General features: G+C 41.7%; 16 protein-coding genes and 3 tRNA genes. 17 read left to right on the forward strand and 2 right to left on the reverse strand.

The genetic code is table 11. The features are described from left to right. Window positions 1-93 precede the first annotated feature (93 nt). The gene (locus tag JMY00_RS01470) at window positions 94-567 is read right to left on the reverse strand and encodes a RidA family protein (RefSeq protein ID WP_201578854.1); all 474 of its coding nucleotides are present in this window, start codon (window positions 565-567) and stop codon (window positions 94-96) included. 38 nt (window positions 568-605) lie between these two features. Further along, window positions 606-1,331 (reverse strand): DUF4442 domain-containing protein, encoded by a 726-nt coding sequence (locus JMY00_RS01475; protein WP_201578855.1) that lies wholly within the window; start codon window positions 1,329-1,331, stop codon window positions 606-608. 378 nt (window positions 1,332-1,709) lie between these two features. On the opposite strand from JMY00_RS01475, the gene JMY00_RS01480 reads away from it, so the two are divergent. From JMY00_RS01480 to JMY00_RS01560, 17 genes are all read left to right on the forward strand, one after another. Continuing rightward, window positions 1,710-3,227: an AAA family ATPase gene (locus JMY00_RS01480; RefSeq protein WP_240990614.1), complete on the forward strand. Its 1,518-nt coding sequence runs from the start codon at window positions 1,710-1,712 to the stop codon at window positions 3,225-3,227. 15 nt (window positions 3,228-3,242) lie between these two features. Beyond that, window positions 3,243-4,772 (forward strand): McrC family protein, encoded by a 1,530-nt coding sequence (locus tag JMY00_RS01485; protein WP_240990615.1) that lies wholly within the window; start codon window positions 3,243-3,245, stop codon window positions 4,770-4,772. A gap of 238 nt (window positions 4,773-5,010) precedes the next feature. Further along, window positions 5,011-5,087: transfer RNA gene (locus JMY00_RS01490), tRNA-Pro, on the forward strand. A gap of 105 nt (window positions 5,088-5,192) precedes the next feature. Then, window positions 5,193-5,269: transfer RNA gene (locus JMY00_RS01495), tRNA-Arg, on the forward strand. A gap of 41 nt (window positions 5,270-5,310) precedes the next feature. Next, window positions 5,311-5,386: transfer RNA gene (locus JMY00_RS01500), tRNA-His, on the forward strand. A gap of 436 nt (window positions 5,387-5,822) precedes the next feature. After that, window positions 5,823-6,758 carry an AraC family transcriptional regulator gene (locus JMY00_RS01505; RefSeq protein WP_201578856.1) on the forward strand — a complete coding sequence of 312 codons (936 nt, stop codon included), beginning with the start codon at window positions 5,823-5,825 and terminating at the stop codon, window positions 6,756-6,758. A 320-nt stretch (window positions 6,759-7,078) separates the two neighbouring features. Further along, a complete protein-coding gene (locus JMY00_RS01510; protein WP_201578857.1) occupies window positions 7,079-8,140 on the forward strand; it encodes a hypothetical protein in 1,062 nt (353 codons plus the stop codon). 83 nt (window positions 8,141-8,223) lie between these two features. Continuing rightward, a complete protein-coding gene (gene gspF / locus JMY00_RS01515; RefSeq protein ID WP_201578858.1) occupies window positions 8,224-9,426 on the forward strand; it encodes a type II secretion system inner membrane protein GspF in 1,203 nt (400 codons plus the stop codon). A 519-nt stretch (window positions 9,427-9,945) separates the two neighbouring features. Further along, on the forward strand, window positions 9,946-10,383 hold the full coding sequence (gene gspG, locus JMY00_RS01520; protein WP_102078113.1) for a type II secretion system major pseudopilin GspG: 438 nt from the start codon (window positions 9,946-9,948) through the stop codon (window positions 10,381-10,383). A 245-nt stretch (window positions 10,384-10,628) separates the two neighbouring features. After that, window positions 10,629-11,177 (forward strand): protein-disulfide reductase DsbD N-terminal domain-containing protein, encoded by a 549-nt coding sequence (locus JMY00_RS01525; RefSeq protein WP_201578859.1) that lies wholly within the window; start codon window positions 10,629-10,631, stop codon window positions 11,175-11,177. Between the two features lie 47 nt (window positions 11,178-11,224). Continuing rightward, window positions 11,225-13,348 (forward strand): protein-disulfide reductase DsbD, encoded by a 2,124-nt coding sequence (dsbD, locus tag JMY00_RS01530; RefSeq protein ID WP_201578860.1) that lies wholly within the window; start codon window positions 11,225-11,227, stop codon window positions 13,346-13,348. A gap of 385 nt (window positions 13,349-13,733) precedes the next feature. Then, entirely contained in the window at window positions 13,734-15,182 is a 1,449-nt protein-coding gene (locus JMY00_RS01535) for a phospholipase A (protein ID WP_201578861.1), read from the forward strand. 75 nt (window positions 15,183-15,257) lie between these two features. Then, window positions 15,258-16,094 (forward strand): ComF family protein, encoded by an 837-nt coding sequence (locus JMY00_RS13570; protein WP_240990616.1) that lies wholly within the window; start codon window positions 15,258-15,260, stop codon window positions 16,092-16,094. 324 nt (window positions 16,095-16,418) lie between these two features. After that, a complete protein-coding gene (locus JMY00_RS01545) occupies window positions 16,419-16,919 on the forward strand; it encodes a prepilin-type N-terminal cleavage/methylation domain-containing protein (protein ID WP_201578862.1) in 501 nt (166 codons plus the stop codon). Then, window positions 16,919-17,488 (forward strand): type IV pilus modification protein PilV, encoded by a 570-nt coding sequence (gene pilV, locus JMY00_RS01550; RefSeq protein WP_201578863.1) that lies wholly within the window; start codon window positions 16,919-16,921, stop codon window positions 17,486-17,488. Before JMY00_RS01545 ends, pilV begins: the two co-directional genes overlap by 1 nt. Continuing rightward, window positions 17,488-18,525 carry a PilW family protein gene (locus JMY00_RS01555; RefSeq protein WP_201578864.1) on the forward strand — a complete coding sequence of 346 codons (1,038 nt, stop codon included), beginning with the start codon at window positions 17,488-17,490 and terminating at the stop codon, window positions 18,523-18,525. The genes pilV and JMY00_RS01555 overlap by 1 nt, the downstream gene beginning before the upstream one ends. Then, window positions 18,522-19,361 carry a PilX N-terminal domain-containing pilus assembly protein gene (locus tag JMY00_RS01560; protein ID WP_201578865.1) on the forward strand — a complete coding sequence of 280 codons (840 nt, stop codon included), beginning with the start codon at window positions 18,522-18,524 and terminating at the stop codon, window positions 19,359-19,361. The genes JMY00_RS01555 and JMY00_RS01560 overlap by 4 nt, the downstream gene beginning before the upstream one ends. Window positions 19,362-19,377 lie beyond the last annotated feature (16 nt).

Below are 19,377 nucleotides of genomic sequence, written 5' to 3' on the forward strand. Positions count from 1 at the left end.
GGTATAACAGACAAAAAATAGCTGGTGTGAATAGCCAGTTATTTTAGTTTTAACGTTTTTCTAATTGTGGAGCTTTAGAGTTTTTAGCCGCTATTATTTGGCAGCCATACACTCAATCTCAACGCTTGCTCCAGCAGCCAATTCTGATACGCCAAAGGCTGAGCGTACAGGGTAGGGCTTTATCATCTCAGCCTTGTAGACTTTGTTGAAGTCATCAAAGTCATCCATATCAGTCAGCATGACCATACATTTAACGATATCAGACTTTCGGTAGCCGTACTTTAATAGCGTGATATGGATGTTATCGAGCATTTGCTTGGTTTCAGCTTTGATACCGCCTTTGACCAGTTTGCCATCTTTAAAGCCAATTTGTCCCGACATATATAATGTATTGCCTACGCGTACAGCTTCTGAAAAAGGATAAGTACCGCCATCGCCCAAGAAAGTAGGGCTAGATTTAGCAATGCTGACAGCTGTCGTTGTGTTGGCATTAGCGCTATGAACAAAACCCAATGAGCACATGGCGGCGAGCGCTAGCGTAGATAAGCAAGTACTAAGTTTGGACATACTGTTTCCTCATTGGGTTTGTTATCAATTTTTACTAGCTACTTATCAGTACTATTATTTTGAGTAGATGAAGCATTGCTTTCTTCGATTGATGCCTCGGTTTTAGAGTCATCTTCTGCAACTTTTTCAGACGCTTTACCTTGGCGGCGTGCCTCTAGTTCCGCTTTTGGTATCCATGCCCAGGTCATCTCAACCACAATTGGGTCACGATCACTATCAGATTCACGATCTTTGATGACACAAGGAATAATCATCTCACCTTTGGGCGTGTTTAGGATATCCAAACGCTGTTCGTTAGACAAGCTTGCAATAGCAGCAATTTGACCTTTTTTGATTGGACGATGGAAATTTACCGAGTAAGATTTAATCAGTAGGATACGATCAGAGGGCAAGTTCAAACCCAAAATAAAACCCGTTGCTGTCTCAGCCAGTAACGTGATGGCGACTGCATGGATAGAGCCGATATGGTTTTGGACGGCTTTATTATTGTTTAAACTAACGACGACTTGGTTTGGTTCTACCGTCTCATAATAAATGCCAGTTGTGCCGACATATGGGACGACCTTGCCAAAGGCTTTAGATAAAATACTTGAGCGTGCACCAGCAGGCAGATATTTGGTGACTGATAGCAGTTTGGTAAATTGATTGCTAATTGGTTTTAGCGTGCTGCTAGGCTTCTCAACTGATGATTTTGTGCTGTCAGATACTTTGGCTGGCAGTTTATTGGTCAACTTGGCGGGTAGTTTTTTTAATAATCCTGACATACAAAATTCCTTAACGTAAATGAGTTGAATGACATTCTTAGCATGGCTTTTTATGATAGCGACACAAATATAGATAATGAAAGTCGCTACAAATACTATGGTACATCAACCATTGCCTTCCTACTATTATTAGCATGAACTGCTGCGCTTACAAAACTATAGTAGCGTGGCTATGTTGCTAGGTTATGTCATCAATTTAGATCGCCACTTAAAGTAGTCTAGGTATCTTATATGTCAGCATCATTTGGACAAAGGATGCCTGAGTGGAAGTACTACAAATAGTAGACTAAGCGAGACTGACACCGTATCCAATTTATAGAAGGTTGACTATAGTTACCATGCCAATAGACAGTCACGTTATAATGACAAAATGTTAGCATGTCTATTTTAAACCTGTTTTCAATGCCGCTGGATAACGTTATGCCTGATATGTCTACTCATGAACCGACAAATATTATTTATACGGGCGTTGCTGGTACAGGTAAAACCTATAGATTGCTGCAAATCGCGAAGCAATACACCGACTATCTACCCAAGACTGAAAATGAAGATTTATTAGAACAACTGCTGCAAGGTTTAAGCTGGCGCGAAGTATTGTGTTTGGTGTTTTTAGATTTACGTGCTGAACAACAGGACTTGTTAAAGGTACGAGAAATTATTGATCATCCTTTTTTTATGACCAAAGCTGCTCAGAACTCACGTGATAAAAATCTAGATAGTACAGCTTGGTTAGAGCTACGCAGACATAGTCCTACAAACTCTCAAACAGTCAGTTTTGATAACCGCGCTAGCCAAGCTTATTTTGATAAGGACAATAGTGGGGCATGGTATTTATTGCCAGAGAGTATGGTGCTACTAGAAGATTTATCGCAGCAATTAGCAGAGTTTCAGCAGGCACAGCGTGACAACCAACCCCATCAAAATCAAAACATTGGTCAGCAACGTTTTAGTATGGTGAGCTTCCATCAAGCCTACGGTTATGAAGAGTTTGTAGAAGGTATACGGCCTGTCATGAATGGTGCTGCTCAAGCAAATAACAGCCCTTCTAAACAAACTCAAATGAGTTACGCGGTGCAAGATGGGGCGTTTTTAAAGCTATGCCAACGTGCCGCCCGCGACCCTCAGCAGCGTTATGCCATGCTGATTGATGAGATTAACCGTGCTAACGTGTCACGGGTGTTTGGCGAGCTTCTCAGTTTGATAGAGCCTGATAAACGAGCGGACAAGCCGAATGCGATGACAGTAAGTTTGGCGTATTCTGGGCGTGCTTTTAGTGTTCCTGCCAATGTCGATATTTATGCCACTATGAATACCCAAGACCATTCTTTAGCGCCACTTGATATGGCATTACGCCGACGTTTTCGCTTTATGGATTGTCCGCCGCAGCCTAATTTACTATCAACAATTCGAGCCAGCAATGACACCGACACTGGACTGTCTGAAGACTTAGAAGCAGGTGCGATAGATTTGAGTAAATTACTAACAGGCTTGAATAGACGTATCGTGCAGACACTGGGAGTAGAAGCGCAGTTGGGTCATGCGTTTTTATTCGCAGTCACTCAGTTAGAGCAATTACAAACGGCGCTCGTCGAACAAATTATTCCTCAATTGGCTCAAGCTGCGGGTGGCCAAATTACAGTGCTGCAGTATATCTTTGGAGATGAGCAGCAACCGACGAGCAAGCAGTTCGTACAGGACAGTCAAGCGCTAATGAATGACGACTTGTATAATCCGATGAACAGCCAAAATAATGCTTCCGCTGAACACCAAATGTTTGCAGGGCAGGGTTCTTTTCTTGATCAATCTATGAGTATGAATAGCTATACTATCAATGCCGATCTGATCGCTAGGGATGGTGAATTTAATCATGCTGCTATCTATCAGCGTTTGTACTAGCAGGGTGACCGTTCAGTGATAACGAATAATCCATATGACACCAAGCAACACGCTATTAGGGCAAACAGTCGTCAGACTCGTATCCCTAACAGTAGTGTCGTCACAATGAACGTTATCACCGTGTTTGAGCATCAACGTCTGACCGTGCATGATTTTTTGAAAGCGTCTGACTTCGATTGGCTAATAGTACAAGAGTTTGCAGCATTTACTATCAAGCGTAAGCAAGGCCAATGGCAGCTCAAGGTTGGGCACTACGTTGGGATTATTTTACTGCCTAGTGGCATGACGCTTGAGATATTGCCAAAGCTCAATCAGTCTACTCAGACTAGCAATATTGTCCAGACTCGTCATTGGGTACAGGGTATGCTATCGGATTTGATACATTTTGATACGCGTAACAATCGTAAGCTACCCAATACGAAAAACTTCGGTCAGTTTAACTCCCAGTCCACTCCTTTACCGTTAAAAGAATTGCCTATATCAGATTGGCTGATTGAGCAGTTTTTGCAGCGTTTAATGGATTATCAACCAACCAAGCATTATCAGGCTCAGATTGAAAATCAGGCATCCCTGCAAGGTCGACTGCTCATCAAAGAACAACTGCGTCACAATAGTATGCAACCGCATAGGTTCATCTGTGAAAGTAGCGTATTAAGTCACGACATGTTGGCCAATCGGCTGATTAAGAGTGCATTGGTTTACTTGATGCCTTTATTACCCCAGTTTATTTCTTCAAAACTGTTGCAGCCATGGCAGCAGGTGTCTACGATCAACAACCGCGAAATGCAGCAGATAGCGGTAATATATGCTCAAGCAAAGCGTCAGCTAGACGCTCAGCCACTTCAAAAGCAAAAATTGCACACCGCGCAGCAGTTAGTAGACTTGGCATACTGGTTACTAAAACAGGCGACAGCTGCGACAGGTAACGGTATTGATCCAAGTAGACAAAATTGCTCTCAGCTAAGATTATGTTTATTGATTGATATGAATCAAGCTTTTGAGCAATGGGCAAGTCAGCGTATTGCATCTATGTTTCAGCAGATTAGTAGCAATTACCGTCCTTTTTATCAAACCCAAAGTGTCTGGCTAAACGATGCTGAGGGACTAGCGTGCTTGTCTATACGGCCTGATTTGCTGATATTTAAAACTGCCTCTGATGATTGTCAAAATCAGAACGATATAGCAGCTCATCAAACTAAAGCCAAAAACAAAACCAGAGGTCGCTACAGTCATGTCATCGATATTAAATGGAAGTACTTACCGCATGCCGCTGCGATTAGTGCGAGCGACGCTTATCAATTGACCAGCTATGCACAAGCTTACTTGGCGGGGCAGGTCTGGTTGGTTTACCCAGTGCTAGGTAGTGATAGGCAGCCAGTGGTGCTCAAGCAACAAATTCACTATGGTAGTGATAATAATAAGAGAGACAGTAGCGATAATATTAAAAACAATGAGTCAGCCGATGCCCATTTATGGTTAATGCCGTTTAATGTTTTGACAGGCACACTTAACGGTGAAGTACTGCCACATTTGGACAAAGCTTAATATCATTATCAATGACAGCGTGAATGACTGATGGATAAAGGGTCTTGCTGTCACTATTTTGGCGAAATTGACGTAATTTTAAAAAAATTAGCGATTATTTGAAATTAATCGAAAATAGGTGTTGACACAATCGCCTTTACCCCTTAATATGTGCACCTCGATAGCGAGGAACATTAACAAGTTAGCGGCATTGCCAACAACGAGTTGATTAACAAACTATCGTGATAATAGAGAATTTCGGAGTGTGGCGCAGTTTGGTAGCGCATCTGGTTTGGGACCAGAGGGTCGTAGGTTCGAATCCTATCACTCCGACCATCTATTTTAAGAGCCTTACAGGCTTTTTTTTATGTATAACGGTTTAGTTTCTGATATAGTAAAATATATCGCAAAGTAAGCTTAGTATATAAAAGTCCTCTAAGAGCGCCTGTAGCTCAGCTGGATAGAGCATCTCCCTTCTAAGGAGGTGGCCGCAGGTTCGAATCCTGCCAGGCGCACCATTTAGCCTGCAAATCTTGCCTATTCTTTGGCAATAGTTATGGCGGTTGTAGCTCAGTTGGTAGAGCCCCGGGTTGTGATCTCGGTTGTCGTGGGTTCGAGTCCCATCAGTCGCCCCATATTTTGTATCTACATACAAATCATATCTTAATCTAAAAATATATCAGTAATAGCACTCGCCCTTGATGGCGATTTTTTTATGCCTATTCGATTTTATCTCTGCATTATCTTTATAAGATTAATTAGATTGAGTTTGATAACACCTTCAATACTAGATAATCCCCCAAATTCTTATCAACACTTCCTATAGCTTTTCCTTAAGGTCTAGCGTGACTGTGTCTACTCTATTATTGTTTAGTAATTCTAATAAGTAAATAGACATGACATTTTAAATGATGCATTATGCTTAAGTGCTATCACATCCATTATATTTAATAAAAATTATTTATTGGAGCAAGCATTGGCATAGAGGAAACTGACAGAAATTGTTATTAAGAATACTATTATTTTTTTAAGATGAATCGTTATTAATCTGCATTATTGAGGAATTGATTGATGGACGCACTGAGTGTATTGCTGCAAAACGTGCATTTATTTGAGACTAAGTATTATCGTCTAAATGGCACTGGCAATTGGTCTTATTCTATTACTAGAAAAGACACCATTTTATTTTACTTAGTAATGTCTGGCGGTTTTTGCATTGATGTTGGTAATGGTCTAAGAGAAGCTCGCGCTGGCGACATGATCATGATTCCGAATGCGCACAAGCATGTGAGTTACGCACTCAATCACCATGGCGATATTGCCGAGTCGCTTGATGAACTATTGAGTAATTGCACCGAGCGTACACTTGATATCGATGGCGATGGCGACCCCAATTCTTCTTTGATACTGATCGAATGCAAATACGACAAAGAGATGATTAATCCTCTGTTGTCAGTACTGCCACCGATATTGCCAGAGCTCAATGATGCTGCTGACGGACGGTTTGAAGTGATTGATGTAGAGATAAAGCTGCTAACACTAGAAGCTGAGCGTGAGCGTATGGGCAAAACGGCTGTAATCAATCATTGGGCAAGCATCATGATGATTGAGTGTTTGCGCGTCTATATTGAAAGCTTGCCTGAAGCCACAGAAAACTGGCTTAAAGCCATGAAGGATCCATTTTTGACCAAGGCACTAGCCGCAATGCATGGGGAACCGAGTGAAAGCTGGACCATTCATCAACTTGCAGAAGTAGCTGGGATGTCGCGTTCTAGCTTTGCACAGCGTTTCAAAGACACTGTTGGTATGCCGCCATTAACTTATCTGATCGATTACCGCTTACGATTGGCAGCTCGCTATTTACGCTTACAGCAAAACAGTATTAGCCGTATCAGCGAGATGGTAGGTTATGCCTCAGACTCGACTTTTAGTCAGGCGTTTAAACGTGTGTATGGTGTCTCGCCAAAAGCATACCGTCAGCAGTATCGACAGAACAATCTTGCATAGCTTCAGTTGCTGTTTGTTTAAGTTATTCAAGTAAAATCTCGATTAGAAGCGCTAAGGTCATCTATATATCCTTGGCGCTTTTTTTAATTTGTGAATACATATTGTTTATAAACGTTGAGTCACTCATATCTATAAGACCTTTGGTAACTTGCTATGGCTATTTTAGTTAAGGGCAGCTGACATTGAGTCTGTGTTCAGGTACTATGGGTTGATGAGTCGTCGAGACAAAAGCGTTGATGTTGTAGCGCGTTATATGTCCTTATACGATAGGCATATAAAAGGATCGAGACGATGTTTATTTTCGCTGCTGATGGTATGTTATGACTGAACCGACCGCAAAGCTAAATGCAGGAAGCAATGGCCAACAAGAGACCATTACAACTGCTAAAACAGAAAGTAATGTTGATAAAAACACTGCTATAGAGAACCCGCATGTCAGCAAAAATGCGCCGAAAAATGAGTCGGTAGAGACACCTGATAAGGCGGCATTATTGACGATGTTTACCTTATCAGATGCCGAGGCGGTAGCAACTGAAGCAGTAATATCTGAGTCATCCGATAGTCTTACTGTAGCTGCAAAACCTGTGGCTCAAGAAACTAATGTCGCTACGCAGCGTGTGGCGCTTTATCGTGCTCAGCATGAGCGTACTCGACTGTTATACATGGCATCTGCCAATACGCGTCCTACTTATTTAGTACAAACCCTGAAGCCGCAATTCGCGGAATATCAGCAATATTTACTTGCGCAGCAGCTTAATAAACGTGGGTTGATGGATACGGATACGCTCGAAAGACTCTGGCAGCAGCTGCATGTGGTCGATGACATTATTGCAGATATCGTGCGTCATATGCCTGCACAGCAGCCCGCCGGTTGGCAGCTGACGACTCAAGATGGTCGCAATCCATTGTGCTTTGCTACGGTCGGTAAGTTAAAGCACGGCAAGCCAATTCGCGACCAAGGTAGCCTCAATAGTTATGTGCTTGGACATTTTGGCGTGAGTAGCTTTACCTACGATCGAGGCTATTATATTGGTCATGTGGTTGGTTATTTATTCAGCTGTTATTATTGTGCTCACTTGTCGATCACTTATGGCGTCACAGCCCTTGGACAGCAAGTCGTGGCTGACTATGATTACGCCAGTCTTGAAACCCCGCATATGGTTAGGCTATTACAAGGTCTTGACGGTTATTGCAAAAAACGCATTTATCAGTTGGCCGTTATTTGTGCGCGCTTGAGTGTTTTCGCGAGTGATAAACGTATTGAAAGAATGCTAATCGCTGAGGTCAATGACTTTGATAAAAAGCTACAGCAGCAGCATTTGGATGTCTTATTATTACAAGGTTTAATGCCTGATAGTAATGACTCAACGCCACTGCTCTAAGCGTTGAATGTCAAATTAATAAATTTCTATTAAGTCATAAATTATAACTGTCTACCTGTAAGCCTCTTAGGATATCTGTTGCCATGCCTGCCTATCATTTCAAAGCGCTTGACGACCATGGCGTTGTCCAAAAAGGCTTGCTAGAAGGGGACTCTGCGCGGCAAATTCGCCAGCAGCTGCGTGATAAGCAATGGACACCCGTTGAAGTCAATCCGGTTAATGACAGACAGAGTCAGAGCAAAAACCGCTACAAAAAACCGTCTGCATACGAGCTGGCATTGCTGACACGTCAGCTATCTGTGCTACTAGCAGCGGGTATCCCACTTGAGGAAACCTTGGCAGCGGTTGCTAAACAATCTCCAAAGACTCATATCAAATCCCTAATGCTTGCGGTACGCTCACATGTCTTGGAAGGACTCAGCTTAGCACGTGCCCTGCAACAAGCCGCTAGCTTTCCACCGTTATATATCGCTACGATTGCTGCAGGTGAAAAATCTGGTCACCTCGATCTTATCCTCAATCAGCTAGCAGATTACACCGAAAACCGTTTTGCCCTTCAAAAGAAAATCCAAGGGGCCATGGTCTATCCAATTGTCCTGATGGTAATGGCAATAGCGGTAATTATGGGACTGATGAGCTTCGTCGTGCCCAAAATTGTCAAAGTCTTTGAGCAGTCTGAGCAAGCGCTGCCTCTAATTACTCAAATTGTTCTCACGCTATCGAATATCATTACTCAGTGGTGGTGGCTAATACTATTGATATTGGCAAGTACCGCATTTTTATTCTACCGTTTTGCCCAAACGCAAGCAGGTAAATTAACAATTGACAGCGTGGCGCTTAGATTGCCGATACTCGCCAGATTGTCGAAAGGGTTAAATGCTGCGCGATTTGCTAGTACCCTTGCGATACTAGTACGCTCAGGAGTCCCATTGATTGAGGCATTACATATTGGGGCTGCGGTCACGACCAATTTGCATATCCAAAAAACCATTATCACTGCGGCTGATAGGGTTACAGAAGGCTCTAGCTTGTCTAGCCAACTAGAGAAATCTACTTACTTTCCACCGATGATGGTACAGATGATAAAAAGTGGAGAAAACTCAGGCGAGCTTGAAAATATGCTGAGCCGTGCCGCCAATATGCAGGAGGCAGAAGCAACCAATTTTATCAGTACTTTATTATCACTACTTGAACCTCTAATGCTGGTGCTGATGGGCGTAGTAGTTATGATTATTGTGATGGCGGTTATGCTACCTATCGTTAATATGAACGATTTAGCAGGCTAAGTTAATTCGCTAGCCGATGATTTATCATTCTTTATGTATAGCTAGCTGCCAATCTCCAAAACCTCTATTTAGTTCTCTTTTACTCTATTTATATCACCTCACTTGCTTGCTAAGCCTTGGACTAGCTTTCTTAAGGTTTGCTTACTGTTGTATATTGTTGAACGAACGCTATTTTTGCTATGGCAAACATAAGCGCCGCGCTATAGTAAGCACGAATCAATAGTCATACAGTTGGTGTCATTCAATATTTAGCTTCGGCTGAAATAGCAAACTCAAACTAGGCGCAGCGCTGGATAAAAATAAAACCATGGTTTATAGTGACAATAGTTTCAGAACTCATTGATATATCATTGATGAGAGCCACAATAGAACGCCACTTTTACTATTTACATAACTGTGATGACCAAAGCGATGACTATGACTGACAAATTCCAAGTAAATATGACGCCAAAAAGTGCTATTCAGAATATGCAATCCCATTCAAATATTGTAACTGACCATAAGACCGCTTCTTCAGCTATGCGGCGCAGTGCGATAAAAAAGTCTGGTCAAGCAGGATTCACTCTTATCGAGATTATGGTCGTTATTGTGATCCTAGCCATTCTTGCTGGATTAGTGGTACCAAAAGTAGTTGGTCAAAGTGATAAGGCCCGTGTGAAAACAACTGAAACGGCGCTTGCCACTGTCTCAAATGCGTTAGATATGTATAAGGTTGATAATTCACGTTATCCGACGACCGCTCAAGGGTTAGAGGCGCTTACGACACCGCCTGCTGATGCAAAAAACTATCCTGAAGGTGGGTATATTAAAGGTGGCTATCCAACCGATGGTTGGGAAAATGAGATGCAATACGTTGCACCAGGTAGTGAAGGGCGACCTTATGATTTGTTTTCGTTAGGTGCTGATGGTCAACAAGGTGGTGAAGGTCAAGATGCGGATCTTTATGCTCAGCTATAAAGCTTAATAACAGACGTATAGTGAACAAATTCTGATACTAATATAGCCTTGTAGAATGAAACATTCGTTCATCCATGCACTTTCAATAATTTATAAATATCAACCAATATTCCCTTATTGGTTGATATTTTTTATCAGTAGATAAATCGCCTACTGTTCAGTACAAGTTTGATAGTCAGTGCTATAAATATATCTAGGCGCTCACCAAAACAGTCATCGCAAACTGCAATCAAAGGTAATCATCTATGTTGATCCAACAGTCTAATAAATACTTTTCTAAAAACCTTTATAAATTGGTTCTAACTGTTGCAAGCACTTCATTAGTAACGGTTCTGTCAATGACATCGGTCAGTGCACAAGCAGCAGGGCTAAACGACTTATTTAAAAATAGCTCCTCGGCAAAATCAAAGTTCTTACCAGTGGATGAAGCCTTTCAGGTGGTCAGTAATACCAAAGCGACTTCCAAAGGCACACGGTTGTCGATCAGTTTTGAAATTACGCCAGGGCATTATGTTTATAAGGATAAACTTACGTTGAGCTTCCCTAAAGGAATAAGCGCCACACCGTTCACTTTCAATCAATCACCAGTATCAATCAATGATCCGACCTTTGGTCAGGTTCCTGTATTTACGCAAAGAAGCGTCATTGCAACCACGACACTGACGACGAGTAATGGTAAGGGCGCTAAAAACGCGCCTGTTATTATTGGTTGGCAAGGGTGTGCAACCGCTGGACTATGCTACCCACCAGAAAAAGTTAAAACCAAGATAGACATTGCTGCGACACGCAGATAAATATCGAGCAGATTGATTAAAATATCGGTAATAATAGGTAGCCATTCATGTCCATCAAGATATCACCAAAGTCCTCATCATTTAGCGTATCTACTCATTCGAAAAAATCACATATCTTAGCGCTTGCTATCGCTAGTGGCTCATTGCTGACAGGTTTGTCAACGACATCGACGGTACAAGCGGCAGGGTTAGGCGACCTTTTTGGTAGTAGTGAAAGCTCATCGAAGTCAAAGTTCTTGCCAGTAGATCAAGCGTTTCAGGTAAGTACAGATAGTACCCCCGTCAAAGCAGGTACGCGGTTATCTATTAATTTCGATATCACTCCTGAACATTACGTCTATAAAAAGCAAATCAAGCTTACGCTACCCGCTGGCGTGACGGCTGCACCTTTTACCTTTAGCCAGACACCATATTCGATAGATGATTCAACATTTGGCAAGGTACTGGTATTTGACCAAGCGAATATGGTCGCTACCACCACACTGACGAACAATAGTGGCAAGAATATAGAAGACGCCGCTATCGTCGTCGGCTGGCAAGGCTGTGCAAAAGCAGGACTGTGCTATCCACCTGAAAAGATTAATACGACTGTCGATATTGCAGCTGCATCGACGCAGGTATCAGCAGAGAGTGGTGTGAGCTCGACCGATTCAGAGAATAGTGCGACGGCGACGTCAGAAGATATTGATTCAGTAGAACTTGATAATGCTTTGCCTGATGAGGCGCAAGCACTGACAGACGATGGGGCTATTGATTATGACCTCATTGATGACAGCGCTGTAGAGTATGATTCTTTAGATAGTAGTGCAGCGACGAATACAATTTCTGCAGCAAATAGCAGCGTAACAGGCGAGACGGCCAATAGCGAAAATACCTTGAGCAACAGTTTCGTCGATGGCGATCCTTTTGGCTTAGCCTCTCATCCATGGCTTGCCTTGCTATTGTTGTTTTTGGCAGGTTTGGGCTTGGCACTGACCCCATGTGTATTGCCCATGCTACCTATTGTGGCCAATATCGTGGCTCGTGAGCAAAACCCAACGGTCAGACGCGGTGTCATCTTGACCACCAGTTACGCGATTGGGGTAGCGACTGCTTATGGTATTTTGGGCGCTGTCATTGCAGTATTCGGTGAGTCTTTAGGTATTATTGGTTGGCTGCAGAATCCAATTATTCTCATTAGCTTTGCTATTGTTTTTATACTTCTCGCACTATATATGTTGGGTCTTTTCAGTGTGCGATTACCACAAGCGATCAGTCGAAAGATGCAAGGCTTAAGCAAAGCAGGTGACAGTAAGCTTGGTAGTACAGGCGGCAGTTTAATCGCTGGGTTTTTATCAGCGCTAGTCGTGTCACCTTGTGTTTCTGCGCCATTATTTGGGGCATTATTGGCGGTCTCTACCATTGGTAGTCCGTTGCTCGGCTTTGCCGCTTTATTTATGCTAGGTTTTGGTTTATCAGCGCCGCTTATCCTAATCGGTGCTACTCAAGGCAAGATTATGCCAAAGGCAGGCGAGTGGATGAATTGGGTTAAGCAAGGCTTTGCTTTACTACTGTTTGCCGTGGCACTGCTATTGATTGAGCGCGTCTTTATATCGCCAGTCATGCTGATGGTATGGGCATTGTGGTTTATGGTCGTGGCAACATGGGCATGGAGTTGGTTAGGTAAAGGTCGTATGCTGACCCAAGCACTAAGCCTTATCGCTGGTATTTGGGCGGCTTGCCTAATAGTTGGCGCTGCATTGGGCAATGACGATAGCTTACATCCACTAGCGTCATTGGGTGCAGCACCGATGATGGTGCAGTCAACGTCTGGTCAACCAGCGAATAGTGATAGCACCACTGATAAGACGATCACGACGCTTGCCGAGCTAGATGCCATTGTCGCAGCCAATCCGAATGTCATTGTTGATCTGACAGCAGAGTGGTGTATTGAGTGCCGCATTATGGACAAGAACCTGTTTCATAATCGTCCAGCACAGATGCAAGATTGGCAACTAGTAAAGCTCGATATTACTGAAACGACGGCAGACTCAAAAGCCGTGTTGTCTCGTTACCAACTCTTTGGTCCACCAGCGCTACTGTATTATATTGATGGTCAGCTAGTAAATCAGCAAGTTGGTGAGATTGGCCGCTCAGAGTTTGAGCAAACGTTATCGGCGTTGAACAACTAACATTCAACAATGAACACTTAAGAAAACAGTGTTATATTTCTAGAATTCTTAAGAATGCTAACAAGGCCAGTATACTAAGAAAAGTATGCTGGCTTTTTTAATGTCATTAAATTCATGCTATAGAATATTTATTAAGTATTTGTTATATAAGAGATTATATTGATAGGTGCTTATTTTAACTATCGATAAAGCTAGTATCGTGCTTATATTTTCATTACAATAAGGAAACAATGCAGCAGGGGCACTAATTGTCATTTTTTCCGCTCCTAACATCTGCGATTAGCTGATAGTCTCAGTCAACTCTATTTTAGCGACAACGCTAATGGCCATATTAATTACCTCATATACTCTGCTAGCGCTAATGCTAGTTAGATAAAGGACACTTATGTTTGCCCATACCATTACTCAGCGTCACCAACAGCCGTCTTACCAGAATGCACCTATGCCTCTTCGTATTGCAGTTGCGCTTGCGTTGAGTTGTACCGCGATACAAGTACAAGCTGCTGATGATTCTCAGACTTATAACGAACTGCCAACACCCGAAGCTGCATTCGAATATGAGGGTCTTGACCTATCACAGAGTCTCGATAACAGTGCGATATCTTCTGATATGAGTACACAAAATGGCAAAATAATTAGCAAAGAATTTATTGCCCAGCAAGCCAAGCTGTTTTCTGAATGTACTCAAGTCCAGTCTAGTGCTGCTCGCCTCGCTTGTTTTGATAAAGTAGCTGAACAAGGTAAGACACCAAGCTATACCTCAACCAAACAACCAATTGATTTGGCAAAGACCTTTCAAAGTACGGTCTCAGGTAATCCAAAAGTGATATTGGCTGAGTCTCAAACGGCGATGAGTGGTACGACAGTTGAAGATGCAGATACCATTTTAATGACCAGTCAGCAAACAGCAGCTAGCAAATTGAAGGCAAATGGCAACATAGAAGTAGATGCTGAAACGAATAGTGAGGCACAGATTTTAGAAAATGTCGGTGTCACTCAAACAGACATCGAAAAATTCTCGCCACTCAGTCTATCTTATGACCTAGATAAAAACAGTGAGCGTGGTACTTGGACGGTTAGACCATATCGACCGACGTATCTGTTGCCATTATTTTATACTTTCGATCCCAATTTAAATCCAAGTACACCATCACAAGAAACAGATCCTTTTGACTCTAATGATATACGCGAAACTGAGCTAAAATTCCAATTATCTCTAAAAACAAAAGTCGCAGAAGATTTGTTTGATACCAGTGCTGATCTATGGTTTGGTTATACTCAAGAATCACATTGGCAAGTTTATAACGAAGACAACTCACGTCCATTCCGTGCTACTGATTATCAACCTGAAATATTCTTAACCCAACCTGTGACAGCAGATCTGCCTTTTGGTGGACGTCTGCGTATGTTGGGCGCAGGTGCTGTGCATCACTCGAATGGACAAGATGATCCATTATCACGTTCATGGAATCGTGCTTACCTCATGGCGGGCGCAGAGTGGGGCAGACTCTCAGTCATACCGCGCCTATGGGCTCGAGTAAATAACGAAAGTAGTAGCGATGACGATAATCCAGATATCGAAGACTACATGGGCTACGGTGATATCAAATTCTTGTATGATTTGCCGGCTGATCAGAGCATTAGCGGTACCTTGCGCTACAATCCAGGTACCAATAAAGGTGCTGCGCAAATCGACTATATCTATCCTATCTCAGAGAACGTTAATGGTATGGTTCAGCTATTCCAAGGCTATGGTGAGTCGATCATTGATTATAATCATGAAAATACCTCTATCGGGTTTGGTATCGTACTGAACGATTGGAAAGGACTCTAATTTAGCAAGGACATCAATTTGAGAAAGGTTCTGACATAGATGAAATTTATTATAAGTTATGACGAATAATAGTTTATGCGCCGTTTAGCGCCTTATCAAACTGGACTGTGGTTGGCAGAGTATATGGATATGCGCTGCCAACTATGCCGTATTTATCGTAGTACACCACAATCTCAACTACTGCACCATCAAGCCCCATCTAGTCTACATGATGTATCGGATGCATCTTCTACACGGACAGCCTTAAAGAAACACTCTTTTCTTACTGATATCATTCATCAAGCAAACAGCTATTTGAGCAGTGGTTTACTTTGTGCTCACTGTCACAACGATATCACTTGGTTACCAAGACCTTTTGAAGTGGATATCGCTCCTAGTATATCTCTATCTATCCAAGCCTCTACTTACTACGAGTATCCAATACGTCAAGCTATCCGAGCATTTAAGCATCAAGAGGATATGACGAAATTGCCATTACTGTTACATGCCATACGTCAATTACCGCGTCCACACGGTTGTCATCGCAATAACAGCGTGATTGTTGCTATGCCAACGACAAGTCAACGATTGGTCAAACGTGGGTTCGATCCTGTCAGTATTCTATCTGCTCAATTGTCTAAACATTGGCAAATTCCTTTATGGCAAAGCGTTAAGCGTATTGACGATACAGTTAGTCAGCAAGGACTGACTCGTGCTGAACGTCTTAGCAACTTAGATAACGCTTTTGCTCTAATCGAAAGCCCTCCTACAAAACGCTTACTACTATTTGATGACGTATCTACCACAGGTGCAAGCTTACAAGCACTAGCGCGAGCGTTCATTCCACCTGCAACAGTAAAATCAGCAAAGGATAGCAGCCATAATAGTTATCAAATTTCTGCTTACGTGTTAGCCCATGGCAGCAAATCCTAAACCTAGTATATTTTTGTCAGTAATATCTAATTATTGCTAATATATTTCCTTAACGCTATATTGTTATAGATATGTATATTAATTTTTTGCTATGAGCTAAATGTCTAAGCAGTCTTTTAGTGAACTAATACATTAGTCAAGGATACTGGAAAGCGCCTATAGTCATTTCTAGATAATGTTTATTAGCATCGTGGAATGAAAATTGCATGTTATTAAATAAATATATGTAGAAAATCATGGTAGTAAGGTAACAATATAAGATACTCATAATCAATATGACGTAAGTAAAAGACAGATAATTGCAGTTTTAAATAGGAACACGATGTGAATGCATCTTTGAACACTCCACTACCTAAGCTAAAGAACGTAAGCTCAGGTTTTACCTTAATTGAATTAATGGTAACGATTGCTGTTCTTGCCATTATTGCAGGTATTGCAGCGCCGAATATCAATAATCAATTGGCGCAGAATCAGATAAAATCGACATCTACTTTAATTCAAACTTCTATTTCGAGAGCGAAAGCTGAAAGTGCTATTTCGAGAAGTAGTGTGACTTGGACCTATAGACAAACTGATAAACAAATTACATTATCAATTCGAAATGTCTCTATCGCAAATTATCAACTTAATGATAATAGTTTATTAAGTTTTGCACCTACTACAGGTACTGCTTTAGTAATCAATAAAGAGGGTCTGATAAATAATACTGCAGGTACAGCAGCTGATATTGCGATTGATGTAAGTGATTCTAGAGCAAGTACGAATACGCACAGGATTCGGGTAAATAATAAAAGAGCATTCGAATGTTCGGGGACTAATTGCTAATGAATATTAAGCAACAGGGTTTTGGGTTGATTGAAGTAATGGTGTCGTTACTTATTCTAGCGATCGCTGTACTAGGCTTCGCCGCTATGCAAGGTCAGGCAATAAAAGCTACCGACGAATCACTTGAGCGTACTCAATCTTTGGTAATGATGCGAAATATGGGTGAAAAAATCAGGCTCAATCCAACAGCTATTACAGCTTATGAGACTGCAATTAACACACCAGTAGCTAATGCGCCCAGTAAGAGCTGCGGCCTCTATGGTACGGATACTAGTGTATGTACACCAGCTCAATTAGCCGCCGCCGAAGCCTATTTATATACTCAAGATATGGGTAATTATGGCTTTACAGTTAACTTACGTCCTTGCCCTAGTACTGGTGAGGAGAATGTAACTAATATTATGTATTCATGGTGCTTGATCAGTGCATGGGGGGAAACCACACCAACTATTGGTACAGATGACGATGTCGATTGTTTAACCTCACAAGCAACTAATGATGATAACTCGATTACTAAGGGTGGTATATATCATCCAGGTGCAACTTGCATGTTTATGGAGGTAACTTAATGAATCGTAAAAGTTATCCTATATACCTAAGAACGTATCAAACTGGCTTTACTTTGGTAGAGTTGATGGTGGCTTTGATATTAGGGCTTTTGATTTCAGCAGCTGCGTTACAGATATTTTATACCAGCAGCGTGAATAACAATCGACAAAAAGCGGGATCGCAGCTTCAAGACAATGCAGTGTTTGGTATAGATGGTTTTAGTAAACATCTTCGTAGAGCAAATTACGGAGCAAATTCAAACGCTACTAGTGGGTTCTATCTTAATCACCTAACACCTCAGGGTGGAGTTGTATTAACAAGGCCAACGGGTACATTACCTAGTAGTGGCTCAACGAGCCCATGGTCTAAGTCCAATCTCAACGGACTGAAAAATGGTTCTACGGCTTTGCCTACCGATATACTCTCTGCTAATGGTTCAGCAAATAGTGCTAGTAACATTAAAGGAATCACTAATAGTGATCAGCTGACAATTCAATATCAAGCCTATCAAGATGGTATGTTTGCATGTGATGGAGAGGCTATTAATAGAGATGATTATGTCGTAGAGCGTTACTTTGTTCGCAATGATACGACAGTGAGACCAAACCGGAATGGATTGGCATGTGCTTCACTTATCTATACCTATAGCGAAGCTGATGCTAATGGTACTGGAATAGATATAACAGCGCCTAAGTTAGCTAAGTTGAGAGGGAGTGGTATGATCATACTTCCTAATGTTGATTATTTTAGAGTGTTATTGGGAACGACTGCTCAAGATAATTTTGCTACCGACCCTTCAAATTTAACATTTAGTTATCGACCTATTCCTACAGATCCTACTACCTTAGCAGGACAACGTATTGTAAGTGTACAAGTTGGCTTGCTCATGCATTCAGATACTCCAACAGTATCCCGCCAGGAAAATAGTACTTTGCGCTTTAATATATTAGATAAACGTGATCAGCAGCTCAGTACAGCAACAGCTAACAGTGGTAAATACTTAAGAAATGTATATGAAACGACCACACTCATTCGCAATGCACGAGGTAAGCCATGATATCTATATCTAAAGGTAGTTCTATAAAGGGTGTAGAATCAGGTGCAGTGCTTATAGTTGTTCTATTAGTTCTTATACTGATTACATTGGTGGGTACCATAGCTATCCAGAGAAGTAGCACTGATCTAAAACTTGCAACTGCTTCACAAGTTGGAAAGTTAACTTTTCAGTCTACCGATGCTGCGTTTACTAAACTTGAAAAAGAAGACCGTTCTTTAGGGAAGGGTAATAGTATTGATAATGTTAGAGGTTACGTTACGCGACCTGGTAAGCAATATATTGGGCGTGAAATTATATTCTGTGTGAGACCAAAGACAAGCAGGTTTTTTAATCAAAATAAATTAACAGAAAAGACATCCGACGGTACGGGGTATATCTCTGGTAAAAAAGATGGATTTTGTGACGTTGGTAATTCTGAAGACTATGTTGGTGAAAGCCGTACCGTTACGCAAATGACTTTTGCTAAAAGTGAAGCCAATGAAGCATTACCTTATAGTCTGGAGGGGGATAAGACCTATACAGATGATCAGGTATCACAAACTGGACAAACACCCTTTGAGTGTGCCAATTTTGAAGTATACGCAACATCACTGGTTCCAGCTTTTTCAGACGCTGCCACTTCAAAAATCAATGCCTGCTTAAAAACTGTAAATACAGATACTCTAAAAGATAAGTGTGAAGATAAAGTGAAGTCTGAAAACTCTGACTATGCCACGCGTCCCGAATTGTTTGTAGCATGTAGTATTGATGCCTGTCTGGAGAATCTTGGTGTGCCATTCAATACTCAAATGCAAGCCTATAAATCTAAACCTATTGGCGTACGCTGCTTAAGCTGATTCCTTAGAAAAGGTA

Source organism: Psychrobacter sp. Pi2-52 (assembly GCF_904846705.1).
GTDB lineage: Bacteria > Pseudomonadota > Gammaproteobacteria > Pseudomonadales > Moraxellaceae > Psychrobacter.